Origin of the sequence: Micromonospora sp. NPDC005254 (assembly GCF_042872525.1) — a bacterium.
In the GTDB taxonomy this organism is placed as follows: domain Bacteria; phylum Actinomycetota; class Actinomycetes; order Mycobacteriales; family Micromonosporaceae; genus Micromonospora.
On record NZ_JBIAKM010000001.1, the window covers coordinates 205935 to 228140 of the forward strand.

Here is a 22206-nt window from a genome sequence, read left to right on the forward strand (position 1 = left end):
TATCAGGTGGACGGGACACCCCCACGTCGGCGAGCTGGAGTCGATCACAGCCTGGGGCGATCAGCGTCGCCAGCCGCGGGAGATCAGGGCCGACCGAACCTCGTTGAGCACGGCAGGGAACTCGTTCTGGAGCCGCCTGCTCGTCACGTGCAGCACCAGCCAGCCCGCACCAACGAGAAGGTTGAGTCGTCGGCGGTCGCGGTGCAGTTGCTCGGGGTCGGCGTGCCATCGGCCGTCGTACTCCACCGCCACCCGGAACTCGGGCCAGGCCAGGTCGGGATGGAGCACGAGCCCTCCCGGCAGCCGGATCGGGTGCTGGGTGACCGGTCGGGGGAGCCCGCCCAGTACCAGACGCACCCGTAGCTGCGACTCGGGTGGTGACTGCGCCCCCGCATCGGCGACGTCGAAAATCCAGCACGCGCGTCGTCCGCCGGGCCGGTCGGCATTGGCGGCGGCGACAGCGGCCAGCGCCGCCCGGGTGGTCAGACCGGTCGCGAGCAACGAGTCGACAATTCCGACCGCGCGCAGCGGGTCCAACCAGACCGCCGTCTCCCACGCCGCAGATGCCGGATCGGTTCGGCGGAGAGTGGCACCGCCCCGCTCGCCGGGCAGTGCGTTGATCGACGTGGACGGTGGCGCTGGCGTCGGCGGTGACGCTGGCGTCCGCCGGGGCGGTGGCATCGGCGGTGACGGTGGCGTCGACGGCCGTGCGACGGGCAGGGCGTCCATCGCCACGGCCGGCTGCCGCGCGATGGACAGAGCGGGGTTCGGCGTCGCAGCGGGATCGCCATTGACCACGTGCACGTGAAGGCCGCGTTGAGAGTCGACGCGGGCGATCTTCGGCACCAGCACGTGCACGTCGTCGTCGAACCCGGCGGCGTGCTCGATACCGTGCAGATAGGCCGACGAGGGCCCGGCGATCATCGCCTGCGGCGGTAGCCGAAGGGTTGCGGCACGGCAGGCCAGCTCGTGTGTGCGTTCGAGGCGCGCGTCTGCGTACACGTCATGGCGAAGTCGGACCCACGACGAGCCGCGCAACTGATGTCTGGTGATCAAGCCCTGTCGAATGACTGCGGAGCCACGAAAAACCTGCCAGGCAAGGGCCGGAGGCCGGTGCGGGTGCGGAGGCATGCGGCCAGCGTCCGACGCTCGAGGCACCTGCCGATACCCCTGTGGACAGCGTCGGATGGTCGCCCTGCAGGTGCCTGTGGACAACCGCCAAGAACCTGACGAACGTGTTATACGGCGAGATCATCACCAGCTCGGCGTTGTGGCGCTATCCAAGGCTTGCGATGACGCCAGGTCGGCGATCTGGAGTCGATCAAGCCCCAGGCCGCCAGGCGGTCGGCGGGGAGGTCAGCGGAGGGCGGCGGTGACGGCTGTGGCGGCGGCGAGCACCTGGGGGCCGATCAGGTCGACGTCCAGCGGGGCGAGCGCGACCACCCCGACGCTGGCCTCCAGACCTGGTACGCCGAGCACCGGCGCGGCCACCCCGTACGCCCCGGACTGCAGCTCCCCGCTGCTGCTCACCGGCTCGGCGGCGCCGCCCCGACCGGCCAGGATCGCCCGACCCGCGGCACCCCGGTCCAGGGGATGCCGCGCCCCGGTCCGGTACGCGACGTGGAACGACGTCCAGCTCGGCTCGACCACGGCCAGGGCGACGCCCTCGCCGCCCTCCACCACGGTCAGGTGTGCCGTGGCGCCGGCCTGCTCGGCGAGCCGGCGTAGCGCGGGCAGCGCCCCCTCGGCGAGCAGCGGCTGGGCGCGTCGGGCCAGGTGCAGGACCCCGGCGCCGAGGCGGAGCCGGCCGTCGCTGTCGCGGCGCAGCATGCCGTGCCCGGTCAGCGGGCCGACGAGCCGGTAGACGGCCGCCCGGCCGATGCCGAGTCGCGTCGCCACCTCGGTGACGGTCAACCCGGCCGGCGCGTCGGCGACCAGGTGCAGCAGTCGCAGACCCCGGTCGAGAGTCTGGGACGTCTCCCCGGCCCGGCCGGACCCCGCCGTCTCATCCACAGCACGCAGCGTACGACCCGGCACCGGCGGGCTCGGACAGGCGCGGACGGCTACCCTTGTACGGTGACGCTACGCCTGTATGACACCGCCACCCGATCGGTGCGGGACTTCGTCCCGCGGGAAGCCGGCAAGGTGGGGGTCTACCTGTGTGGTCTCACCCTCCAGGCGCCGCCGCACATCGGCCATCTTCGCTCAGGCGTCAACTATGACGTGCTGCGCCGCTGGTTGCTGGCCGCCGGCTACGAGGTCACGTTCATCCGCAACCTGACCGACATCGACGACAAGATCCTCGTCAAGGCGGGGGAGCGGGGTCGGCCGTTCTGGTCGATCGCGTACGCCAACGAGCTGGTCCTCGCCGAGTCGTACCGGGCGTTGAACGTGCTGGCGCCCACCTACGAGCCGCGCGCCACCGGGCACATCCCGGAGATGCACGAGCTGATCACGAAGTTGATCGCGGACGGGCACGCGTACCCGGCCACCGACGGCTCCGGTGACGTCTACTTCGACGTGGCGTCCTGGCCGGCGTACGGGTCGCTGTCGGGTCAGTCGCCGGACGCGATGCAGTCGGCGGGGGACGCCCCCGACCGGGGCAAGCGTGACCCGCGCGACTTCGCCCTCTGGAAGGGCGCCAAGCCGGACGAGCCGGCGGACGCGTACTGGCCGTCGCCGTGGGGGCTGGGCCGCCCGGGTTGGCACATCGAGTGCTCGGCGATGTGCTGGCGCTACCTCGGCCCGGAGTTCGACATCCACGGCGGTGGTCTGGACCTGACGTTCCCGCACCACGAGAACGAGATCGCCCAGTCCCAGGCGGCCGGGTTGCCGTTCGCCCGCTACTGGGTGCACCACGGGCTGCTCAGCATCGGCGGGGCCAAGATGGGCAAGTCCGCCGGCAACGCGCTCGACCTGGCGTACGTGGCTTCCCTCGGCGTGCGGCCGGTGGAGCTGCGCTACTACTACGCCGCCGCCCACTACCGCTCGGTGATCGACTACTCGGAGGACTCGCTGCGCGACGCGGCCACCGCGTACCGGCGGATCGAGGGTTTCGTGCAGCGGGCCGCCGAGCGGGTGGGCACCGGGCAGTTCGGTGAGCTGCCGGCCGGCTTCGTCGCGGCCATGGACGACGACCTCAACACCTCCGCCGCGCTGGCCGTGCTGCAACAGCATCTGCGCGACGGCAACACCGCGCTGAGCACCGGCGATGATGTGACCGTCCGCACCACCCTGGCCGCGGTACGGGCGATGCTGGATATCCTCGGCATCGACCCCTTCGACGAGGCCTGGACCGGTGGCGGCAGCTCGAACGATCTGCGCGCCGTGGTGGACTCCCTGATCGCGCTGGCCCTGGAGCAGCGCGCGCAGGCCCGGGGCCGCAAGGACTGGGCCGCCGCCGACGCGGTACGCGACCAGCTCAAGCTGGCCGGCGTGGTGGTCGAGGACACCCCCCAGGGCCCCCGTTGGACTATTGGAGAGCAGGACTGATGGCCGGCAACTCGCAGCGCCGTGGCCGGCGTCTGACGCCGAAGGCAGGTGCCCCCAAGGGCACCGGCGGCAAGAACAAGGACTCCCTCGCCGGACGCGGGCGCACTCTGCCCGCCGACGAGCGGCCGTGGCACAAGGGTTACTCGGGCACCGAGAAGCTGCCGCAGCGCACCGCCTGGAAGCAGGACAAGGAGCGCCGGGCGGCGGCCGAGGAGGGGCGTGCCCCGAAGATCGGTCAGCCGGGCAGCAAGGACACCACCTGGGGCAGGGGCGGTGGCCGGGGCGTACCAGCGAGTCGGGGTGGCGCCGCGGGTCGGGGTGGTCGGCCGACCGCCGGCCGGACCGGTCCCCGGGTCGCGCCGGGGCGCAAGTCCAACCCGTCCAAGGACACCCCGGAGCTGCTGGTCGGGCGCAACCCGGTGCTGGAGGCGCTGCGCGCCCAGGTGCCGGCGACGGCGCTCTACGTCGCCCAGGGCATCGACATGGACGACCGGATCAACGAGATCATCCGGACGGCCGCCGACCGGGGCATCGCCAACCTGGAGATCAGCCGCGCCGAGCTGGACCGGATGACCGGCGGCGTGCTGCACCAGGGCGTCGGCTTGCAGGTGCCGCCCTTCGCGTACCAACCCTTCGAGGACATGGTCGCCGCGGCCCTGGAGCAGCAGGCGCCGCTCCTGGTGGCGCTGGACGGGGTCACCGACCCGCGCAACCTGGGCGCGGTGATCCGTTCGGCCGCCGCGTTCGGCGCGCAGGGTGTCTTCGTACCCGAGCGGCGGGCTGCCGGGATCACCGCGACCGCCTGGCGGACCAGCGCCGGCGCGGCCGCGCGGGTGCCGGTGGCGCAGGTCACCAACCTGACCCGGTCGTTGAAGGCGTGCCGGGACGCCGGCTTCATGGTGGTCGGCCTGGACGCCGACGGCGACACCGACCTGTACGACCTGGAGGCCGCTGTCGGGCCGCTGGTGGTGGTGGTCGGCTCCGAGGGGCGCGGGTTGTCCCGGCTGGTCGGCGAGACCTGCGACCTGACCGTGAGCATCCCGATGATCTCCGAGGTGGAGTCGCTCAACGCCAGCGTGGCCGCCGCGGTCACCCTCGCCGAGGTCGCCCGCCGCCGCTCGGTCGAGCTGTAACGACGTCGACGAGGCCCCTTCCCGCCCGGTGCGGGAGGGGGCCTCGTCGTCAGATCTGGTGGGTCCAGGCGACGAAGAGCAGCGCCCCGGCCACCGCGATCAGCAGCGTGACCGGTATCAGCCACGCCGGAGCGCGCTCCCCGTCGAGACGTCGGGTCAGCCGCTGGTGCACGGCGGCGATGCCGATCAACGCGAGCAGGGCTGCGGCGGCCATCGGCAGGCCGACGAGGAAGTGCGCCAGCCACGCACCGGCCCGGGTCGGACCACCCCAGGAGTGGTCGTACGGACCGCTGTCGACGATGCCGTACAGCACGCCGCGCAGCACCATCAGCAGCTCGACGCCGAGTGGCACGAGGGCCACGACGCCGAGCAGCAGACTGAGCAGCCCGTGGCCGAGCACCGCGACCGGGCCGGGCCGCCGGCCGGTTGCGGGCGTCGGCGGCGCTCCGAGCAGCCCGGTACGCAGGGTCCGCCACCGCGCGGCGGCGGCACCGGCCCCACCCACCGGGGCGGTCACCAGCGCGAGCAGGGCGACCGGCGCCAGCGTCGCGCAGTAGGCGAGGCTGCGGCCGGCCAGGCGGGCGGTCCGGTACGGCCGGGAACGGATGGTCGGGTGAGCGGTGGCGGTGGCGGACACGGCGTCTCCTCGGGTTGAGCGTGCCGCGACGCTACGGGCGCGGCCCGCCCTGCCGAGTCACCCCGCGGAGCCACATTGGTGCTGGCACCGCGGGGTGAGAAGCCGTCCCCGGGTACGACGAAAGGGGCGGCCCGCCGAAGCGGACCGCCCCTTTGCGGTACGGCGTTACGTCAGATCCGGCTGCCGGTGGCGGCGTGGAAGACGTGGCTGCGGCCGGTGCGCGGCTTGACGAACACGGTGTCACCCATGTTCGGCATGGTGCGCCGGTCGGTGCGGACGACGAAGCGCTCCGAGTTGCCACCCAGCGCGGCGTGCCCGTAGACGTTGGCGTCCGAGCCGAGGTCCTCGACCAGCTCGACGACGACCGGCATGCCGCCCTCGGTCGGGCTGACCAGGTCGCAGTCTTCCGGGCGGAAGCCCACGGTCACGTTGCCGTCGCCACCCTCGGCGCGGGCCGCGGCGACCTGCTCGCGGGTCAGCGGGATGTGCAGCTCGGCGAACTCGGCGCCCTGCTCGTTCAGCGGAACGGTCTTGATGTTCATGGCGGGGGAGCCCATGAAGCCGGCGACGAACACGTTGGCCGGGGTGTCGTACAGCGCCCGCGGGGTGTCCACCTGCTGGAGGACACCGTCGAGCAGCACGGCGACCCGGTGGCCCATGGTCATGGCCTCGACCTGGTCGTGCGTGACGTAGACCGTGGTGACGCCCAGCTTGGCCTGCAGCGAGGCGATCTGGGTACGGGTCTGCACCCGCAGCTTGGCGTCGAGGTTCGACAGCGGCTCGTCCATGAGGAAGACCTGCGGCTCGCGGACGATCGCCCGGCCCATCGCGACACGCTGACGCTGACCGCCGGAGAGCGCCTTCGGCTTGCGGCTGAGGTACTCCTCCAGCTGGAGCAGCCCGGCCGCCTCCTTGACCCGCCGGTCGATCTCCGACTTGGAGGTCTTGCGCAGCTTGAGGGCGAACGCCATGTTCTCGTACACCGTCATGTGCGGGTAGAGGGCGTAGTTCTGGAAGACCATCGCGATGTCGCGGGCCTTCGGGGGCAGGTGGGTGACGTCGCGCTGGTCGATGTAGATCGAGCCGGCGTCCACGTCCTCCAGGCCGGCGAGCATGCGCAGGCTGGTGGACTTGCCGCAACCGGAGGGGCCGACGAGAACGAGGAACTCGCCGTCGCCGATCTCGAGGTCCAGCTCGTTGACGGCGGGACGCTCGGTGCCCGGGTAGATCCGGGACGCCTTGGAATAGGTGACCGTAGCCATGGTGGTGCGCTTCCTTTCACCGGCAGGAACGTGCCGGACGATCCGAGTGAAGGAGCGACCGGCACGTACCCGTGCCGGTCAGCGGACGGCGGGTCGGCCGCGGGGGCGGCCGTGGTGTCGTCCGTGTCACTGCACGGTAAACGGGTTTCCCCGTGCTGCCAAGGCGAGCGGCCCGCGGAGGTGATCCGTTGCCCACGCATTCCGGGCACTCGGGCACGGGCAGGCATCAATCGACGTCTCCTCGAAGCGACGGGCGTCGGGTTGTTGACGTTTCCCATGCTCGGGAGCCCTCGCGATCGGGATATTCAGACGTCAGTCGCTATGCTGACCTCGACGCACGCGCCCCTGTAGCTCAGCTGGCCAGAGCACTCGCCTTGTAAGCGAGATGTCGCCGGTTCGATCCCGGCCGGGGGCTCCAATTCCACCAGGCTTTTCCCGATGGGCGCTACCACGAGTTGCCCGGTTGACAGCAACGCTGACAGCAACGGGACTCACGAGAGCTTCCCGTCGAGCTTGCCGAGCGCCTGACGCATCGCGTCGAGGTTGGCGTGAGCGTAGACCTTGAGCGTGATCTTGACGTCGGCGTGCCGGGCGATGGCCTGGACGACGTGTGGCGGAACGCCCAGCTCCATCAGCAGCGATACGACGGTGTGCCGTAGGTCGTGCAGGCGGACACCAGGCAGGCCGGCGGTTTCTCGGAGCCGGGCGAAAGAGCGGCTGAGGTTGGTGGGCTCCATGGGAGTGCCCCGTTCCGAGGGAAAGACGAGATCGTGGTCCTCCCATACCTCGGCCACGACTTCCCGCTCGGTCTGCTGCCTCTCCTGGTGTTCGAGCAGCGTCAACCACGTGATCTCGGGCAGCGGCAACACTGCCTCTGAATCCTCGGTCTTGGCGTCCTGGACGTGGAGCTGCCCCGCGACCCGCTGCACGGTCTGCTGCACCCGTAGCGTGCCCTCGTCCAGGTCGAGATCCGACCAACGTAGGCCGACCAGCTCACCACGACGAAGGCCCATGGTCGCCGCCACAACATAGAGCGCATGGAGCCGGTGGCCCGACGCGGTTTCCAGGATCTTTCGCACCTGATCGACGGAGAGCCCCTTACCGACCTTGTAACGAGGCGAAGGGATACGAACCAGCTTGGCGACGTTGCGCGACACCAGCTCTTCCCGCATGGCGTGCTGAAGCGCGTTGCGAAGCACGGCGTGCACGAACTGGATCTGGCGGGCGCTGGGGTAGTGCTGGCAGCAGCAGCCGACAGAGCAACAGCGGCGTTCAGCCGGTCGAATCTTGTCGAGGCCGTTGGTGCAGCAGAGGCACTTACGGCGGAACTCGTCCATGAACGCCTTGACGTGCTGGACCTGCAACCCGTCGAGACGCTTAGTGCCGAGCGCGGGGACCAGGTGGAGCCGGACAGCGCTTTCGTAGCCCCGAGCGGTGGTGGGCTTGAGGTCGCTGACGTATGCGGTCAGCCAGTACGGAAGGTAGTCGGCCAGCTTCCAGGCCCGGTCGGGGACAGGGATGCCGCGCTGCGAGCGGGATTTCAGGTCGACGAGCCTGGTGTGAGCTTCTTCCCAGGTCGCGCCGTAGACGAACTTGCGCTTACGGGTGCCCTCTGTGGTGAGCACGTATGCCTGCCCGACCCAGCGGCCGTCGCTGGACCTCTGGTAGATCGAGCCTTCGCCGTTGGGATTGCGACGAGCTGCGGACTGACGTTGCTTGGGCTCTCTGGGCATCAGGCGGCTTCTTCCGTGAGCGTGGTGATGACTTCGTCGATGGCGACAGCGGGGATGAGTCGGCGGCTTCCCACCTTGAAGGAGCGCAGCCGGCCGGAGCGGATCAGGTCGTAGACGAGCGAGCGGCCGATGCCGAGCGCTTGGGCGGCTTCCTCGACGCGCAGCACGCGAGGAGTGATGGGAGTAGGGGCGTTCATCGGTTGGCCTTCCTCGTGTGGCGTGGCGGGGTCAAGCAGCAGCCGACACGGTGCCGGCGGTGGCGAGTTCGTGGGCGAGTTCTTCGCGGCCGGTGGTTCGTCGCTCGCGGGCGAGGGCGGCGGCGGTGTTGGCGAGGAGTGCGTCTCCGGTGGTGTGCCAGCCGACGCCGGCGAAGGTGAGGGTGCCGACGATGAGCGTCGTGTCGTCCTCGTCGAGGTGGTCGACAGCGCGGAGGGTGCCGGGCTGCTCGTCGGCCTGGTCCTCGTGCTCATGGCGTCGGTAGCTGACGCGGGTGTCGCGCAGGAGTTGGAAGGTGACGGAGTAGCGGCGGGCTTTGGTGAGGAAGTGGCCGCCGAAGCCGAGCATGTGCGCCCAGCGGCGTAGCCGGGCGTAGGGATTGGTGGCTTGTGGTCTGCTGGCTGGTTGGGTGTCAAGGGCGGCTTGACGCTGGGCGATGCAGACGGGGCAGGCGGGGTAGCGGGTGTGGGTGCCGCAGTCGGGGCATTCCCAGCGGTCGACGAACCTGGGCCGGGGTCGGTGGTCCCGGGGCCGTTCCGAGAGCGGGACGGGGGTGCTGGTGGGTCGGCCGGTGTGCCAGCAGGCGTCGATGAGGCGGGCGGTGTGGTCGCCGTCGGGGTCGGCGTAGTCGCCGATGCTGTCGGCGTCGAGCCTGACGGAGCGGTGCCCGGTTACCTCGGTGCTTTTGGTGGCGTACTTGGCAAGGTAGCCCGCGACCATGCTGTCAGTGACCTCACCGCCCCCGGTCAGGCTGATCGGGCGGATGTCGAGGCCCTTGCCCGGGTCACCCCACACGATCGGCCACCCTTCGGGCCGGTCGGGATGGGTCGGGGTGGTGAAGGCGACCTGCTCGACGGCGGCGCGGATCGCGTCGTCGAGGTCGGCGACGGTGAAGACGGCCGGTGGTGGGATGACGGCGGTGGGGTCGGTGGGGTGGACGCCGTCGAGGCGCACCAGGGCGTGGAAGTGCACTGCCCCGCGTGCCTGAAACTCGGCCACTTTCCCGTGCGACAGCCGGACCGGCGGGACGTTGCGGACGCGACCCGAGGCGGTGGTGATGGGGACGCGGGGGATTCCTCGGCGGCGGGCGAGTTTGGCGAGCGATCGTTCCGCGGCTTGTTTGGTGCGGTGCCACAGTTCGCCGGAGAAGAGGTTCCAGACGACTTGGTGGGTGTGGTCGTAGCAGTCCAGGCACAGCGGCTGCCCGAGCACCTGGTCACCGGTTTCGTGCCTGGCCCAGCAGACGGCGGGTCGGCCGTGTTCGCAGAGGCCGGTGTCGCGGCGGGCGTGGCAGGGTTCGGGTCGGCAGTCGCAGCGTTTGCGGTTGCCGCAGGTGTGCCGCTTGACCACCCGGCTGTGCACGCTGCCGAACGATGGTGCGGTGAAGGTGGCGAAAACGGCCGGGTGTTGGGTGACGGTGTCGGGGACGCCTTTGCCGCCGATGAGGCCGGCGCGTAGGAGTTGGTAGGCGTCGCGTTGGTAGGTGTGGGCGCAGGCGGGGCAGACGGTGGCGCGGCGGTTGCCGCAGGCGGTGTAGATCGCGGCGTCGGGCATTGCGTCGGTGTGCCGCTGGTCCAGGACTCGGCCCGTCGACGAGTCAAGGGTGAGGAGGCTGCCGGCGAGGCGGATGGGGCGGGTGCAGCCGGCGGCGGCGCGGACGTGTTCCAGCCATCCGAAGTAATCCGGCTGTGTGGCGCGATGGAAGGCCGAACCGGTGGCGGTGTAGTCGTAGACGGGCGTGACGGTGTCGGCGTTCGAGCCCACACCCCGGGCCAGAGCGGTCCGGGGTGTGAGGTCCAGCGTCGAGGCCATCAGCCGCGAACCTCAGTGGTGAGGGTGCGGGTGGTGATGGTGCGTTCGGTGACGATGACCCGGCAGGCGCCGCACTGACGCTTAGCCGGTTCGTGCCGGCGGCACGGAATGGTGGCGATGGTGTCGCCGCAGCGGATGGTGACCGGTGCCCGGCAAGGGCCGCCGGGAATGACGTCGATGAGGGTTCGGCGGATGTCGAACGGGTGCGCGTCGGGAAAGGCGGGGCAGGTGTGGGTGACCTGCTCGATGTCGACGAGGTGGATGCTCATCGGGCACCACCGGTGATGGTGGCCAGGAGTTGCCCGGCGATGGCCGGGGTGACGTCGAGTCGGTCGACCAGCTCGGCGGTGGTGATGGGTCGGCCGGTGGCCTGTTCGTGCTGCATCGCCGCGAAGCGGGCGGTGGGCAGCAGATGGGCGGGGACGTCGACCGGCTCCGAGGCTGCCACGGCGACGGACTCCGGCTCGGGGGTCGGTGTGATGGCGGCCGGTGGTGCCGGCTCGGCGGTGACCTGCTCGGCCACCTGAACCCTGATCGGCTCGACCGGCGCAGCGGCCGACGGGATGTGCTCTGAGGTGGTTGCGGGGGCGAGGACGAGTTTGACCAGGGCCATGAACGCCAGCGCGGGAACCGCCGAGAGGAGCCACCCGGAGGGGCCGGGTTTGGCGACGGCGAGTTGGGCTGCGAGGGAGAGGCCGGCGGAGCCGATGAGCAGCAGCATCGGGTAGGTGATGGACGCGCCGAGGCGTTGGCGGCGGCGGATGGTGAGCAGGGCGGCGATGGGGACCAGTTCGGAGATGACGGCGTTGGCCCATCCGAACCATGCCCCGGTGCCGGTCGGGGAGTTGGCGAGGGTCCAGTCTTTGACGTGGGTGAAGGAGGCGGCTCCGGCGAAGCCGGCGACGGTGAGCAGGATGAGGACCAGGGCGACGCCCTCCAGGCGGGTGCCGGCGGTCGGGGTTTTGGCAGGCATCAGTGGCCTCCGTGGCAGTCGAGGCAGCAGCCGTAGCGGCGGGGGATGTAGTAGGGCTTCACCTGCTCGCAGTGCCGGCACGTCCGGCGAGCAAGCAGCGCTTTGGCGATGGCCTCCCGCTGCGCCGGGGTAGCGGTGCGCTTGGGTGCGGCGAGGTCGGTGCGGTAGAGGTAGGCGACCCGCCGGGTGCTGTGGTGTCGCCAATAGATCTGCGCGACCGGGTCGTGTCCTCCGGGGCGAAGGCCGGCGGCGCGCAGTTGCCGCAGGGTGGCCAGGCCGGTGGGGGCGCAGTGGTAGGGGAAGGTGGGGAATCCGTAGCGGGTGCCGAGCGGGTCGTAGAATTCGACCCGGATGCCGGTGCGGTCGGCCAGGTTGTCGAGGTCGACGGCGCGAAGGTCGGTCATGGCTTGTCACCGCCCCAGCGCTGTTGGGCGGCTTGGCGGGAGATGCCGAGGCGGGAGCCGATTTCGGCCCAGGAGTAGCCGAAGGCCCGTAGGCCGATCACGGCTTCGCCGATGGCGTCGTCGATGACGCTGGAAAGGGCGATGAGGTCGCGGAGGGCTTCGACGTCGCCGGTGGCGACGCGTCGGCCGTGGGCGCGGATGATGCGCCGAGCGAACGAGGCGAAGGCGTCGTTCTCGACGACGTCCCGACGCCGTTGCCGGGGCAGGTTTGGCGTCAAGGCCTTCTTGACGGTGTTCATCGCGTCTCCCCTTCCGCCTTGCGGAGGGAGTTCCACTCGTCAGCAGCGGCCTCAAGGGCGGTGATGACCTGCTCGGCGGTGCGGGCCGGGTCGTCGTTCCACGAGTAGGGGGAGGTGTGCTCGTCGAGCAGGTAGCCGTCCTCGTCGACGAAGAACACGGGCGCGGTGGTGTCGAGGTAGTCGACGAACACGCCCAGCGCGTTCAGGTAGTCGGCGAGGGCGTCGGGGTCGAGCTGGGAGAAGTGCTCGACGCGGTGTCCGGCGCAGGCGATGCCGATGGCCCCGGCGGCGCAGGCCGGCGGGGTGAGGGTGTCGGTGGTGTGGGCGTAGTAGGTGCCCTGGTGCCAGCCGTGCCGGCGCAGGTAGAGGGCAGCCATCCGCAGCAGGTCAGCAGGACTGTTGACCGGTGCTGTGGTGGGTGGGTTCTGGGTAGCCTTCATGGCAGCCACGTCCTTTCAGAAGGGCTTGGTGGGAGGTCGGCAGGACCGGCGAGCTTGCGAGGCAGATCCGGTCCTGTCGGCCGATCAGTGAGTGCGCAGCCGCAGGTAGCGGCGGTGGCGGTTGTCGTCGCCGCCCATGGGGGTGGGCGAGGACAGGTAGACGAGTCGGCCGCTGGCCGAGGCGGCGCGGACCATCACCGCGATGTCCTCGGGACGCCCGACGATCCACAGTTCGGTGAACTGGGCGGCGCGCTGGTTGTTGGCCTTGGCGTAGGCGCGTTCGCGGGTGGTCATGCCGCCATCTCCCACTCGGTCGGGTTGACCGCCGGAGTGCTGGTGCCGTTGGGGCGGCGGGTCCACGCGGCGTAGTCGGCGATGTTGTAGATGTCGGTGTCGGTGAGGTAGGCGGCCTTGATGCGGCGGGGAACGCCGCCTTCGGCCAGGAGGTAGGCCGCGCCCTGGTTGGTGGGCGCAATGTCGGAGGCGGTGTAGCCCTGCTCGGCCCAGCCCTGACCGAGGATGATGTTCGAGCTGTTCAGCGAGGTGCACCGGAACGCGGCCCGGTAGCCGAACAGGTCCCGCAGCGAAGCGGGGATGATGTCCCACGACGGGCGCTGAGTCGCGGCGATGACGGGCATGCCGCAGGCGCGGCCGAGGGAGACGAGCCCTCGTAGGAGGGTGGAGAACTCTTCCTGCTGGGCTTTGGTGCCGAGCACGGTGGAGTACATGGCGAGTTCGTCGATGATGGTGACGATGACGGACATGCCGTCGCCGTCGGCGAGCTTGCGGCGCCGGTTGGCCAGGAGCCAGGCGTAGCGGTTGGTGGCGACGACCAGGAGGCGACGCAGGACGTCGATGCCCTGGTCGATGTCGGGGCCGATGAACGCGTCGGCGAGGTCGCGCCAGGGGCCGAGTTCGACGAGTTTGGCGTCGAAAAGCACGAGGCGGGTGTTGTCGGCCAGGGCGGCGTGGCCGCAGATGTTGTTGATGAGGCCGGATTTGCCGCCGCCGGGTTCGCCTGCGGTGAGCAGGTTGCGGTAGATGACGTCGAGGTAGACGGGTTGGCCGAACTCGTCGATCCCGATGAAGATCGGGTCGAACATCGACAGGTCAGGACCCACCGGAACCGCCTCAGCGGTGGTGGGAATTGTGGTGGTCATGAGGTGCCCTCCTGGGCGTTGTGGGCGCGAGGAGCCACACGAACGAGCCGCCATGGCTCCTCGCGTCCGGGATGGGCAGGGGTTAGATCCAGTCGGCGACGTCGTCGGTGTCGTCCGACGCGGAGGAAGCCGCGGGCTTGCTGCCGTTGGCAGTGGTGGCCGGCTTGCGCGCCGGCTTGCCCTGGGTCGGGAGGGTGACCGTCGGCATGTCGATGTCCGGCAGGTCCAGGGCGGTGGGGACCGTCAGCGGCGAGGCCGAGACGGGTGCGGTCGGGTCGATCACGTCGACCAGCGGGGAACCGACGTGGGCGGTCAGCACCTCACGGCGTTTGATGTCGAACCGCAGGTAGGCGGCGTTGTTCTCCGAGGCGCGCTCGATGAGCACGGTGGAGGCGTGGCAGGTGACCGCGATCTTGTCGAGGCGGCCTTCCAGGTCCTTGGCGGACAGGCCGGGGCGCAGGTAGACCCAGACGCGTTCGCCGACCGGGGTGGGCTTGGCCCAGAGGATCAGCGGCAGGCTGCCGGACTGGTTGGCGATGATGAACTGCGCGAAGCACACGCGCAGCCGATGCCTCACCACGAGGCACCAAATCCAGGCTTTGACCTGGCGACGGACCGGGCGGATGGCGGCGGGGACGCCGACGACCAGGGCGACCACGAGCAGGGTCACCACGGCGGGGGTGTGGTTGGCGAGCTGCACCCAGCAGGTCAGCAGCAGGACACCGAGGACGGTTTCCGGGGTCCACCACCACAGCAGCCGAATCACCGGCCAGATCCTGACCAGCAGCCAAACGAGCCCGCCGGTGGGAACGCCGATGAGCGCGCCGACGAAGACGGCGAGGATCGGGTGAATGTAGGAGGCGGCCACCACGGCCGACAGAAGGCCGACGATGACCGCCGTCAGGATGAACGCCATCTTGGCGTTACGTGCGGAGGAACGGTGGACCTTGGCCTCGATGACCGTCACCGTTCCGGTTGACCTGCCGGCGAACCGGCGGGGGCTAGACTTGGACACGACGAGTCCTCCCAATCGCGAGTTGGGTTGGATGAGTTGGAGGGCACGGGGTCGGCAGATGTAGGAGTCGGACCGACCCCGCGCCAGCTCTTGCGGGGATGTCACCACCACTGGTGGTGACGGGCCGGGAATGTAGGAGTCGGAACCACTCCCGGACTTGGATCTCAGATCAGCGGACCGTCAGGCCGCTTTCGCGCGTCAGACACCAGGGCTCACACAGTGCGGTGAGCGAGGGACCTACTTGGCCGCCGAGTTACCAGCCTTCGGCTTCAGCGTGATCGCACGGAACGCGACGCCGTTACGCCCGTTGGTCGCCCACGGAATGGCCTCCAACTGCTCGACAGCGACGAGCTGTCCCACCGTCACGCCCGGCTTCTCACCCGCCGTGGTGATGGTGATGATCTCGCCGCCAGTCTCGTCGAGCACGAAGACCTGGGTCGACCACATGAGCCGGCCAGTGTTCTTCTCCGACCGCTGATTGCCGTTCTGGTCGTTCTTCGGCTCCGGGTCCTTCGTCACCTGAACCTGCTTGCTCTGGGTGTCCACGTACAGCTTCACAACAAACCTCCTGGAGTCTCGGGCCAGGTCCTTGAGCTAGTTCCCGGTGGACTGTTGCTCGTGGCCTCTGGGGATAAGACTCCTGTTTTCCGGAGGACAGCCCATCCGTTGGGCTGGACGGCTACGGACGTCTGGCCTACCCTGAACACGTCCCTAGTCGTCCCTTGAGGAGCGTTGGATGGCGAACGAGCGGCTGCGAGATGCGATTCTGCGTAACGGCCTGACCCCGGTTGTAGTCGCCGAGAGGATCGGGGTCGACGCGAAAACTGTGGAACGATGGATCACGCAGGATCGGGCTCCGTACCCACGTCACCGGCACGCCATTGCGGCAATGGTGCGGGAAGACGTGCCGTACCTGTGGCCCGACGCGGTGACCCCGGAGAAGGCGTCGCAGATCGGGCAGAGCGAAATGGTCCAGCTCTACTCACGGCGTTCGTCAGTGCCGTTCGACCTGTGGCGTCGACTAATCGAACGCGCCACGGAACGCATCGACGTGCTCGCCTACGCCGGGCTCTTCCTCGTCGAACAGGATCCGAGACTGATCGACGTCCTACGTCAAAAGGGCGTTGACGGCGTAACGGTCAACATCCTGCTCGGTGATCCGACCAGCCCTGCGATCGAGCGAAAGAGCGTCGAGGAAGGCACGCCCGGAGTAATGGCCGCGAAGATTCGACAGGTTCAGCAGTACTACAAGCGGCTTGATGATGCACGCGGTGTCAAAGTGCTCTACCACGACACGACCCTCTACAACTCGATCTACCGCTTCGATGACGAGATGTTGGTGAACATGCACGTCCTCGGCTTCCCGGCGCCCCACGCGCCCGTGATGCATCTGCGCAAGCTCAACGGTGGGGAACTGTTCCGCACCTACTCTGACAGCTTCGACCGGGTCCTCGGTGTCTCGAAGCCCTGGCCAAGCAATGAGGTGGCAGCCTAGAGACATGGCAAGAACCGAGCACTACCACGACCCGAACGCGCCGAAGGCGAACAGCATCGTCGTTGCCGTCTCCGTGTTCGTGCGGGACGAGCATGGCCAGGTGCTGCTCATCCAGCGCACCGACAACGGCCTGTGGTCTCTGCCCGGCGGTGGCCAGGAGATCGGCGAAACCGTCGCGGAGACGGCGGTCCGAGAGACCCGCGAGGAGACCGGCATCAGTGTTGAGGTGACCGGGATGGTCGGCGTCTACTCCGACCCCGATCACATCATCGAGTACTCAGATGGCGAAGTGCGGCAGCAGTTCTCGCTCTGCTTCCGCGCCGAACCGATCAGCGGTACGCCGACCCCGAGCGACGAGTCACATGAAGTCCGGTGGGTGGCCCGCGACGAGCTGGCCGCGCTCGACATCCACCCGTCGACTCTGCTTCGGATCAACCACGGCTACGAGGATCGCCGCGAGCCCTACATCGGCTGACGGACGCCGGCGAGCCGGCGCTGAGTCCGCTGCACGGCAGCGACCATCTCCGGTTCGGCCCTGCCGATGAATCGGGTCACCAGGTGCTCCGGCCCGTACCGGGACCGAATCTCCGCCAGCCGGTCCAGCACTTCGAAGTCTTGACCATCTGGTCCGGTCGTCATGTCGGCACAGCACAGAGCATCGGTTACCGCGGTTTCCTCCCGAGGGAACTCGGCGGCCAGGTCCTCACCGAGCCCACGTTCGTCGGCTTCCAGCCAGGCACAGGAGTGATGAGCCACAAGGGCAGCAATGCGCTCGTTAAAGCGCTCGCGGCGTAGCCAGCGGCCACCATCGAGCGAGTGAAATCCGGTGTCGACCAAGTCTGGGCTGTAACCCACGTCGTGTAGCCAGGCGGACGCTACGAGTACCTCTCGATCCTCGCTCGGGACTGCCCTGCTGATCCGGTCCGCCTTGGCGGCGACTGCCTGGACGTGACTCCACCGACGGGGTAGCTGCGTCTCCAGCAGATGTCGCGCAACTTCCTGGGCAGTGTCGACGAGGGCGGCCATGACGTCAGGGTACGGAGCGACCACCCTGCTCGCTATCCCGTGACCAGCCGACCGATGAGACGAGGGTGGCCGGGCTGCCGGCAAGTGGTTCAAAGTTTCTGTACGTCTTCAAGGCGGCCCGCAACGGGCCGCACGCGCCGCCGCCTCGGCGCGTGTCCGTCGCTTCGCTGGCGCTCCGACTCCGGCCACGCAACACGCCCGGCGGCTGGCGCGGAGAGCGGGAGGCCCAGGGGCCGCAGCTGACGGTAGCGCCGAGGGTGGTGGAGTTTCGTGGGCCGGCCGCCGGCCGGGCCGCGCCCGATCGGCGCGGCGCAGGGGAGGGCACGCCGGGTCTGAACGGCGAGGAAGCGGCGGCGGGTCGGTCGCGGTTACCGCGCCTCCGGCGGGGGCGCAACGACTCCGAGATGGTCGGGGGTCCGTCGGCGGGTCGCGGTCCGTGGGTGGTTGCGCAGGGCCATCCCGCCAGCCGTCAACCCGGGCGAGCCGAGCAGACCACCGCCCGGCCCGCCAGCGTCCGTACGTGCGTCAAGGTCCGCTTGACGTGGCGGGCCGGGCGGTGGCCTGCTCCCCAGGAGGGCGGGTCGGCGGCAGACGGGATGGCATTCCCAAGTAATCGGCCTTAGGTAAGCCAACTATGCCTTGATGACCGTGACACCCGTTAAATTGCCTTAGTTAGAGTACCTTGTAGCTGCGGCCGGTAAATGGCAAGGCTGCCACGGTCTGGAGCTTATACACGTAATAGCTGCTGCCCGTGCAGTTGCTGTTGCTGTAGGAGACGTAGGTTCTGGACGAATAGTTATCAACAGAGCGAATGCCTTGGTAAAGCCCCTCGAGAGTGCACGACTTCGCACCCGGGTTCTTGGTGGTGGACTTTGATCCAGTGAAGTTCGTGCCAGACCACTTGCAGATATCGAACATCCCGCAATCGGTTGCCGCATGGCTTGGCGTAGCAACAAAGGTCGTAGCAATAATGCCGACGGCAATTCCAGCGGCAATAACACGCAGGCGTGACTTTGACATTGATCTCCTTCGTGGCTGTGAGTGAAGATCACTCTACCTTGGAGTAAGGCCGTGTCAAGGGGCTGCCAGCACCGGATCGCCGTCGAGGTCGCAGATAAGTACGGACGCCTGCGGACAGGGTCGCCAATTTCTCACACGCGAGCGACCATGCCATTGGGCCGCCACTGGGCCGCCTGGGTCGTCTCCGGCTCGTGAAATGCCGACCAGCGATGACCGACACCGACCAGCAGAAACCGATGAAACACCAGGCCAGCTAACGTGTTGTGGCGGCTGACCTGGTGGCGACGTACGAGTCGACCTGTACGCCAAATACTTTTGGTGTGTACGAGGATCTTCCGAAGGTCACCCTGAATCTCTGGCGGGCCGATGCGCTTGGACTGTTTGACTGGCTCCAGGACGTCGACCTGAACGCGGGGCCGATCAGCGATCCCGCTCAGAAGCAGGCGTTTATGGACCTCCTGACCCGTCTGCAGGAGACGAGCGCGGCGGGGGCCTCGCCCGACGAGACCGAGGCGGCGAAGGTAGAGGTAAGTCGAGACATGGGCTGGTGAGCTCAGATGAGACTGTGCGGAGCTGTCGACAGCAACGCTGACAGCAACTGACGCGGACTGGGGTAACCGTCGGCCGCCGGCCCTGGACAGCCGTCCGAGGTCGCGGACGAGGGCGGACAACTCCGAACGGAGTGCTCAAAACTTGTAAGCGAGATGTCGCCGGTTCGATCCCGGCCGGGGGCTCCGAATATTTCGGCGGTCCGGCCGTCCCCCGACGGCTCGTCGGCAGGGGCATCGATGGTTGGCCACTCCTATAGTTCGGGTATCACCGACCGTCGAGGAGTCGCATGAGCCCGGTCGTCGCTATCGCCGGTAGTGCCCAGGCGGGCCGCTCCTACTCGCCCGCCATCCGCGACCCGGAGGGTGCGGCTGCCGCGGCGGCCGAGCTGGGTGCGGCACTCGCCAACCAGGGCTGCCGCATCGTCGTGTACTCCGGCGATCCCGAGTACCTGGAACGGGACGTCGTGCGCGGCTACATCCGCTCCGGCCGGGCGATGCCCGGGTCGATCCTGGTCCGTGGTCGGTACCAGCAGGACGTGGACTTCGAGGAGGTCCAGCGGCACCCGGAGCTGTTCACCGTCGTGCCCGAGTCGACCGACGACTGGGAGGTCAGCTTCTACCGGTCGCTGCTGACGGCCGACGCGCTGCTGCTGGTGGGCGGCGAACGCTCCACGTTCATCGCCGGGCTCATCGGACTGTCCCGGCGCATCCCGGTCGCCGCGGTCGCCGCGTTCGGCGGAGCCGCGGAGAAGGTCTGGCAGCGCCTCAGCACTGAGCGTGGCGTCGCCACCGAGGAGGAGGTGGCGTTGCTGGCCCGACCGTGGCAGCCGGGCGCCGCCGAGCCGATCGTCGCCGCGCTCTGCGCTCAGGTGCAGCGCCGCGCCGAGCAGGAACGCGCCTCCCGCGAGGCCGAGCGGGCTGCCGGGCGGCGTACGGTGGCGGGCCTGGTCACCGCGCTGGTCCTCCTGCTGCTCGCCCTCGCCACGATCCCGCTGGCGTACGCCGCTCCGACCGGCGGGTGGCAGAACGTCGCGGTTCTCGTGGCCGCCCCGCTGTTCGCCTCGGTGTGGGGTGCGATCGTGCGTAACGCGTACGACGGCAGTGGCAACTGGCTGCGGGCGGCGGCGTTGGGCTCGGCCGCCGGTGTCATCGCCTTCCTGCTGTTCGTCGCGGCGCAGCTCTCCACCAACCCGGGCCTGCTCGACGGTGATGCGGCGCGGCAGTTGGTCTTCTTCGTCCTGGCCATCGGGTTCATCGGCGGGTTCACGTCCGAGGTCGTCTACGCCAAGCTGCGCGACCAGGACGTGACGCAGACGTCGGTCCTTCCGCCGGGCGGCCCGCGGTGAGCCGGGCCGTGGAGGAGTCCAACCGGGCGATGCTGCGTGCCCGCGACGCGATGGACCGGGCGTACGCCGAGCCGCTGGACATCCCTGCGTTGGCCCGGATCGCGTACGTCTCCGAGGCGCACTTCATCCGGACGTTCCGGGCCACCTTCGGCGAGACGCCACACCGCTACCTGCAACGCCGCCGCGTGGAGCGGGCCATGGCGCTGCTGGTGGAGACGGACCGGGACGTGACCAACATCTGCTACGCGGTCGGCTTCGGCAGCTTGGGCACGTTCAGCCGGACGTTCCGGCAGATCGTGGGGGAGTCCCCCTCGGATTTCCGGCGTCGCCGCGCGGCGCCGGGCAACGTGCCGTCCTGCTTCACCAAGGCCTGGACGCGTCCCAGCAGTTTTGGATAAGCAGCAGGTCAGGGCCACCCTCTACGGTCGTGGCATGACGATGAACGCGATCAGCCGCTCCCAGATCTACGTCCTCGACCAGGACCAGGCGCTTGACTTTTACGTCAACAAGCTCGGCATGGAGGTCAACACCGATCAGGACCTCGGCTTCATGCGCTGGTTGACGGTGAACCTGCCCGGTGACCCGGAGCGCGAGATCCTGCTGGAGAAGCCGGGCCCGCCGGCCATGGACCCGGCGACGGCCGAGCAGGTGCGGGAGCTGCTCACCAAGGGTGCCCTGGGTGGCTACCTGTTCATGACCACCGACGACGCCCACAAGACCCACGAGGAGCTCGTGGCGAAGGGCGTCGAGATCACCGACGAGCCGACCGAGCGCCCGTACGGGATCGACTTCGGCATCCGCGACCCGTTCGGCAACAAGATCCGCATCGGCCAGATGTTCCCCCGGGCGTAGCGCCAAGATCAAGAAACCGGAAGGCGCGGGCCAGTCCCGCGCCTTCCGGTGTGTTTGGGTGTACGGCATGCGAACGCGGCTGTTGTACCTGACCCGACATGGCGAGCAGGACCTGACCGGGCACGCCGACACGGACTCGACCGAGCCGGATTCCGGCCTGTCCGAGCGCGGCCGGCGGCAGGCCACGCTGCTCGGTGAGCGCCTGCGGGGCCGGTCGTTCGCCGCCGTGCACCACGGGCCGTTGCGCAGGGCCGCGCAGACCGCCGAGGTGGTCGCCGCAGCACTGCCCGGCGTTCCGGTGTACGCCACGGAGCTGGCCGGTGACCACCTCCCCCACGACACGGACCCGGCCGGCCTGCCGTCGGCGTACGCCAATTTCCTGGCCGGATTCTCGACGGCCGAGCGGGCCGACGGGCCGCGGGTGACGGCGGCGGCGGTGCGGCGCTTCACGGGTCCGGTGGCCGCCGACGAGGGAGCAGCCGAGGGCGAGCCGGTTCGTGAGCTGGTGGTGACGCACACCTTCCTGATCGCCTGGCTGGTCCGGCATGCCCTCGACGCGCCGGAGCGGCGGTGGCTGGGTTTGAACCACCACAACGCGGGGTTGACCGTCATCCGGTACGGCCCGGCCGGGCCGCCGAACCTGATCACCGTCAACGACGTGGCGCACCTGCCGGCGGAGCTGCGCGGCACCGGCCTGCCCCCGGACTACCTGGTCTGAGCTGCCGGTCGGTCAGCCGGTGACCCGCAGCAGCAACTCGACGAGCGCACGGGTGGCCGGCGGCGGCGCGGGATCGGCGGGGCAGTCGACGTACCCGGTCTCGACGACGCCGACGGTCAGGCGGTAGCTGAACGCGTCCGCGCAGCTCGTCGCGGTGGCCGTGCGGCGGGCCTCGGTGGTCAGTCGGGGGTCGGCCGCCAGGCCGCGGAACCGGCCGAGGTCGGCGGCGGCGAGTTTTCCGTTACGACGGCTGCCGGCCCGGTCCACCACCGTCCACCGGCCGTCCGGTTCGACTGTCACGGTGTCGCCGCGTCCGGCGAAACCGCCCGAGCGGAACAGCGTCACCCGCCCGGCCGCGGCGTCGGTGGCACCCGGTCCAGGCGGCACGGGCCCGGTCGGCGCGGTGCCGTTCGGAGCGGTAGGTGTCGCGGTCGCTGGCGGCGGGGTGCCGGTGGCCGATGGTTGGTCGGCGGGGCTGGCGGCCCGGTCGGTGCCGGTGCAGCCGGCCAGGAGGGCGGCCAGGAGCGCAATCGTGACGCCGGTCGTCGAGGCGGGTCTCATGTCCGTCGGACGTGCCGTTGCCAGCGTTGGTTCCCCTGTCAAGGCCCTCATCCGTTCGGCC

Annotated in this window: 28 protein-coding genes and 1 tRNA gene; 10 read left to right on the top strand and 19 right to left on the bottom strand. The window is 69.4% G+C overall.

Annotated features, from left to right (window positions below; genetic code table 11):
* Window positions 1-60 precede the first annotated feature (60 nt).
* Window positions 61-924 carry a DUF559 domain-containing protein gene (locus tag ACFYPR_RS00945; RefSeq protein WP_363941225.1) on the bottom strand — a complete coding sequence of 288 codons (864 nt, stop codon included), beginning with the start codon at window positions 922-924 and terminating at the stop codon, window positions 61-63.
* 432 nt (window positions 925-1356) lie between these two features.
* The gene (locus tag ACFYPR_RS00950) at window positions 1357-2022 is read right to left on the bottom strand and encodes an IclR family transcriptional regulator (protein ID WP_387179294.1); all 666 of its coding nucleotides are present in this window, start codon (window positions 2020-2022) and stop codon (window positions 1357-1359) included.
* Window positions 2023-2076: 54 nt separating this feature from the next.
* On the opposite strand from ACFYPR_RS00950, the gene cysS reads away from it, so the two are divergent.
* Together cysS and rlmB are read left to right on the top strand one after the other, a co-directional pair.
* Window positions 2077-3492 (top strand): cysteine--tRNA ligase, encoded by a 1416-nt coding sequence (gene cysS / locus ACFYPR_RS00955; protein WP_387258215.1) that lies wholly within the window; start codon window positions 2077-2079, stop codon window positions 3490-3492.
* Window positions 3492-4625 carry a 23S rRNA (guanosine(2251)-2'-O)-methyltransferase RlmB gene (rlmB, locus tag ACFYPR_RS00960; protein ID WP_354857391.1) on the top strand — a complete coding sequence of 378 codons (1134 nt, stop codon included), beginning with the start codon at window positions 3492-3494 and terminating at the stop codon, window positions 4623-4625. Before cysS ends, rlmB begins: the two co-directional genes overlap by 1 nt.
* Before the next feature lie 49 nt (window positions 4626-4674).
* Here the strand turns inward: rlmB and ACFYPR_RS00965 are convergent, their stop codons facing one another.
* Complete coding sequence (locus tag ACFYPR_RS00965) at window positions 4675-5262, bottom strand: hypothetical protein (RefSeq protein WP_355064361.1); 588 nt, start codon at window positions 5260-5262, stop codon at window positions 4675-4677.
* Between the two features lie 170 nt (window positions 5263-5432).
* On the bottom strand, window positions 5433-6524 hold the full coding sequence (locus ACFYPR_RS00970; RefSeq protein WP_354857386.1) for a sn-glycerol-3-phosphate ABC transporter ATP-binding protein UgpC: 1092 nt from the start codon (window positions 6522-6524) through the stop codon (window positions 5433-5435).
* A gap of 341 nt (window positions 6525-6865) precedes the next feature.
* Here ACFYPR_RS00970 and ACFYPR_RS00975 point away from each other — a divergent pair.
* Window positions 6866-6942: transfer RNA gene (locus tag ACFYPR_RS00975), tRNA-Thr, on the top strand.
* A gap of 73 nt (window positions 6943-7015) precedes the next feature.
* On the opposite strand, the gene ACFYPR_RS00980 is transcribed toward ACFYPR_RS00975, so the two are convergent.
* The 12 genes from ACFYPR_RS00980 to ACFYPR_RS01035 form a co-directional block, all read right to left on the bottom strand.
* Complete coding sequence (locus ACFYPR_RS00980; RefSeq protein ID WP_387258216.1) at window positions 7016-8257, bottom strand: tyrosine-type recombinase/integrase; 1242 nt, start codon at window positions 8255-8257, stop codon at window positions 7016-7018.
* Complete coding sequence (locus tag ACFYPR_RS00985) at window positions 8257-8424, bottom strand: helix-turn-helix domain-containing protein (protein WP_387258218.1); 168 nt, start codon at window positions 8422-8424, stop codon at window positions 8257-8259. The genes ACFYPR_RS00980 and ACFYPR_RS00985 overlap by 1 nt, the downstream gene beginning before the upstream one ends.
* A 61-nt stretch (window positions 8425-8485) precedes the next feature.
* Entirely contained in the window at window positions 8486-10285 is a 1800-nt protein-coding gene (locus tag ACFYPR_RS00990; RefSeq protein ID WP_387258220.1) for a replication initiator, read from the bottom strand.
* Entirely contained in the window at window positions 10285-10554 is a 270-nt protein-coding gene (locus ACFYPR_RS00995; RefSeq protein WP_387258221.1) for a hypothetical protein, read from the bottom strand. Before ACFYPR_RS00995 ends, ACFYPR_RS00990 begins: the two co-directional genes overlap by 1 nt.
* Window positions 10551-11258, bottom strand: a complete 708-nt coding sequence (locus ACFYPR_RS01000; RefSeq protein WP_387258223.1) for a hypothetical protein — start codon at window positions 11256-11258, stop codon at window positions 10551-10553. Before ACFYPR_RS01000 ends, ACFYPR_RS00995 begins: the two co-directional genes overlap by 4 nt.
* Window positions 11258-11662: an RRQRL motif-containing zinc-binding protein gene (locus ACFYPR_RS01005; protein WP_387258224.1), complete on the bottom strand. Its 405-nt coding sequence runs from the start codon at window positions 11660-11662 to the stop codon at window positions 11258-11260. Before ACFYPR_RS01005 ends, ACFYPR_RS01000 begins: the two co-directional genes overlap by 1 nt.
* Window positions 11659-11961: a hypothetical protein gene (locus tag ACFYPR_RS01010; protein ID WP_387258225.1), complete on the bottom strand. Its 303-nt coding sequence runs from the start codon at window positions 11959-11961 to the stop codon at window positions 11659-11661. The genes ACFYPR_RS01005 and ACFYPR_RS01010 overlap by 4 nt, the downstream gene beginning before the upstream one ends.
* Entirely contained in the window at window positions 11958-12401 is a 444-nt protein-coding gene (locus ACFYPR_RS01015; RefSeq protein WP_387258226.1) for a DUF6197 family protein, read from the bottom strand. Before ACFYPR_RS01015 ends, ACFYPR_RS01010 begins: the two co-directional genes overlap by 4 nt.
* A gap of 84 nt (window positions 12402-12485) precedes the next feature.
* Window positions 12486-12695: a hypothetical protein gene (locus tag ACFYPR_RS01020; RefSeq protein WP_387258228.1), complete on the bottom strand. Its 210-nt coding sequence runs from the start codon at window positions 12693-12695 to the stop codon at window positions 12486-12488.
* Entirely contained in the window at window positions 12692-13561 is an 870-nt protein-coding gene (locus ACFYPR_RS01025) for an FtsK/SpoIIIE domain-containing protein (protein ID WP_387258230.1), read from the bottom strand. The genes ACFYPR_RS01020 and ACFYPR_RS01025 overlap by 4 nt, the downstream gene beginning before the upstream one ends.
* Window positions 13562-13643: 82 nt before the next feature.
* Entirely contained in the window at window positions 13644-14528 is an 885-nt protein-coding gene (locus tag ACFYPR_RS01030) for a hypothetical protein (RefSeq protein ID WP_387258690.1), read from the bottom strand.
* A gap of 285 nt (window positions 14529-14813) precedes the next feature.
* Window positions 14814-15134: a hypothetical protein gene (locus ACFYPR_RS01035; RefSeq protein ID WP_112681382.1), complete on the bottom strand. Its 321-nt coding sequence runs from the start codon at window positions 15132-15134 to the stop codon at window positions 14814-14816.
* 178 nt (window positions 15135-15312) lie between these two features.
* Between ACFYPR_RS01035 and ACFYPR_RS01040 the strand changes: the two genes are divergently transcribed.
* Both ACFYPR_RS01040 and ACFYPR_RS01045 read left to right on the top strand, forming a co-directional pair.
* Window positions 15313-16071, top strand: a complete 759-nt coding sequence (locus ACFYPR_RS01040) for an XRE family transcriptional regulator (protein ID WP_387258231.1) — start codon at window positions 15313-15315, stop codon at window positions 16069-16071.
* A gap of 4 nt (window positions 16072-16075) precedes the next feature.
* Complete coding sequence (locus tag ACFYPR_RS01045) at window positions 16076-16546, top strand: NUDIX hydrolase (RefSeq protein ID WP_387258232.1); 471 nt, start codon at window positions 16076-16078, stop codon at window positions 16544-16546.
* Here the strand turns inward: ACFYPR_RS01045 and ACFYPR_RS01050 are convergent.
* Both ACFYPR_RS01050 and ACFYPR_RS01055 read right to left on the bottom strand, forming a co-directional pair.
* A complete protein-coding gene (locus tag ACFYPR_RS01050) occupies window positions 16534-17097 on the bottom strand; it encodes an HD domain-containing protein (protein ID WP_387258234.1) in 564 nt (187 codons plus the stop codon). The two genes, ACFYPR_RS01045 and ACFYPR_RS01050, sit on opposite strands and share 13 nt — an antisense overlap.
* A 672-nt stretch (window positions 17098-17769) precedes the next feature.
* Window positions 17770-18117, bottom strand: a complete 348-nt coding sequence (locus ACFYPR_RS01055) for a peptidase inhibitor family I36 protein (RefSeq protein ID WP_387258236.1) — start codon at window positions 18115-18117, stop codon at window positions 17770-17772.
* A gap of 320 nt (window positions 18118-18437) precedes the next feature.
* Here ACFYPR_RS01055 and ACFYPR_RS01060 point away from each other — a divergent pair, with 320 nt between their 5' ends.
* The 5 genes from ACFYPR_RS01060 (at window position 18438) to ACFYPR_RS01080 (ending at window position 21584) form a co-directional block, all read left to right on the top strand.
* Window positions 18438-18668 (top strand): hypothetical protein, encoded by a 231-nt coding sequence (locus tag ACFYPR_RS01060; protein WP_387258238.1) that lies wholly within the window; start codon window positions 18438-18440, stop codon window positions 18666-18668.
* A 287-nt stretch (window positions 18669-18955) separates the two neighbouring features.
* Entirely contained in the window at window positions 18956-20014 is a 1059-nt protein-coding gene (locus ACFYPR_RS01065) for a hypothetical protein (protein ID WP_387258239.1), read from the top strand.
* Window positions 20011-20412, top strand: a complete 402-nt coding sequence (locus ACFYPR_RS01070; protein ID WP_387258240.1) for a helix-turn-helix domain-containing protein — start codon at window positions 20011-20013, stop codon at window positions 20410-20412. Before ACFYPR_RS01065 ends, ACFYPR_RS01070 begins: the two co-directional genes overlap by 4 nt.
* Before the next feature lie 34 nt (window positions 20413-20446).
* Window positions 20447-20866 (top strand): VOC family protein, encoded by a 420-nt coding sequence (locus ACFYPR_RS01075; RefSeq protein ID WP_354857380.1) that lies wholly within the window; start codon window positions 20447-20449, stop codon window positions 20864-20866.
* A gap of 67 nt (window positions 20867-20933) precedes the next feature.
* The gene (locus ACFYPR_RS01080; protein WP_363939119.1) at window positions 20934-21584 is read left to right on the top strand and encodes a histidine phosphatase family protein; all 651 of its coding nucleotides are present in this window, start codon (window positions 20934-20936) and stop codon (window positions 21582-21584) included.
* Window positions 21585-21596: 12 nt separating this feature from the next.
* Here ACFYPR_RS01080 and ACFYPR_RS01085 read toward each other — a convergent pair whose 3' ends face one another.
* Window positions 21597-22145, bottom strand: coding sequence for a hypothetical protein (locus ACFYPR_RS01085; protein WP_387178002.1), 549 nt, complete (start codon window positions 22143-22145; stop codon window positions 21597-21599).
* Window positions 22146-22206: the final 61 nt, after the last annotated feature.

What these genes read in the sequence shown, in the direction of transcription:
- ACFYPR_RS01045 (WP_387258232.1), top strand. Translation starts at nt 16,076, where the DNA reads ATGGCAAGAACCGAGCACTACCACGACCCGAACGCGCCGAAGGCGAAC.
- ACFYPR_RS01040 (WP_387258231.1), top strand. Translation starts at nt 15,313, where the DNA reads ATGGCGAACGAGCGGCTGCGAGATGCGATTCTGCGTAACGGCCTGACC.
- ACFYPR_RS01020 (WP_387258228.1), bottom strand. Translation starts at nt 12,695, where the DNA reads ATGACCACCCGCGAACGCGCCTACGCCAAGGCCAACAACCAGCGCGCC.
- rlmB (WP_354857391.1), top strand. Translation starts at nt 3,492, where the DNA reads ATGGCCGGCAACTCGCAGCGCCGTGGCCGGCGTCTGACGCCGAAGGCA.
- ACFYPR_RS00990 (WP_387258220.1), bottom strand. Translation starts at nt 10,285, where the DNA reads ATGGCCTCGACGCTGGACCTCACACCCCGGACCGCTCTGGCCCGGGGT.
- ACFYPR_RS00945 (WP_363941225.1), bottom strand. Translation starts at nt 924, where the DNA reads ATGATCGCCGGGCCCTCGTCGGCCTATCTGCACGGTATCGAGCACGCC.
- ACFYPR_RS01055 (WP_387258236.1), bottom strand. Translation starts at nt 18,117, where the DNA reads ATGTCAAAGTCACGCCTGCGTGTTATTGCCGCTGGAATTGCCGTCGGC.
- ACFYPR_RS01005 (WP_387258224.1), bottom strand. Translation starts at nt 11,662, where the DNA reads ATGACCGACCTTCGCGCCGTCGACCTCGACAACCTGGCCGACCGCACC.
- ACFYPR_RS01075 (WP_354857380.1), top strand. Translation starts at nt 20,447, where the DNA reads ATGACGATGAACGCGATCAGCCGCTCCCAGATCTACGTCCTCGACCAG.
- ACFYPR_RS01065 (WP_387258239.1), top strand. Translation starts at nt 18,956, where the DNA reads ATGAGCCCGGTCGTCGCTATCGCCGGTAGTGCCCAGGCGGGCCGCTCC.
- ACFYPR_RS00980 (WP_387258216.1), bottom strand. Translation starts at nt 8,257, where the DNA reads ATGCCCAGAGAGCCCAAGCAACGTCAGTCCGCAGCTCGTCGCAATCCC.
- ACFYPR_RS01050 (WP_387258234.1), bottom strand. Translation starts at nt 17,097, where the DNA reads ATGGCCGCCCTCGTCGACACTGCCCAGGAAGTTGCGCGACATCTGCTG.
- ACFYPR_RS01010 (WP_387258225.1), bottom strand. Translation starts at nt 11,961, where the DNA reads ATGAACACCGTCAAGAAGGCCTTGACGCCAAACCTGCCCCGGCAACGG.
- ACFYPR_RS01085 (WP_387178002.1), bottom strand. Translation starts at nt 22,145, where the DNA reads ATGAGACCCGCCTCGACGACCGGCGTCACGATTGCGCTCCTGGCCGCC.
- ACFYPR_RS01000 (WP_387258223.1), bottom strand. Translation starts at nt 11,258, where the DNA reads ATGCCTGCCAAAACCCCGACCGCCGGCACCCGCCTGGAGGGCGTCGCC.
- ACFYPR_RS01080 (WP_363939119.1), top strand. Translation starts at nt 20,934, where the DNA reads ATGCGAACGCGGCTGTTGTACCTGACCCGACATGGCGAGCAGGACCTG.
- ACFYPR_RS01015 (WP_387258226.1), bottom strand. Translation starts at nt 12,401, where the DNA reads ATGAAGGCTACCCAGAACCCACCCACCACAGCACCGGTCAACAGTCCT.
- ACFYPR_RS00970 (WP_354857386.1), bottom strand. Translation starts at nt 6,524, where the DNA reads ATGGCTACGGTCACCTATTCCAAGGCGTCCCGGATCTACCCGGGCACC.
- ACFYPR_RS01025 (WP_387258230.1), bottom strand. Translation starts at nt 13,561, where the DNA reads ATGACCACCACAATTCCCACCACCGCTGAGGCGGTTCCGGTGGGTCCT.
- ACFYPR_RS00995 (WP_387258221.1), bottom strand. Translation starts at nt 10,554, where the DNA reads ATGAGCATCCACCTCGTCGACATCGAGCAGGTCACCCACACCTGCCCC.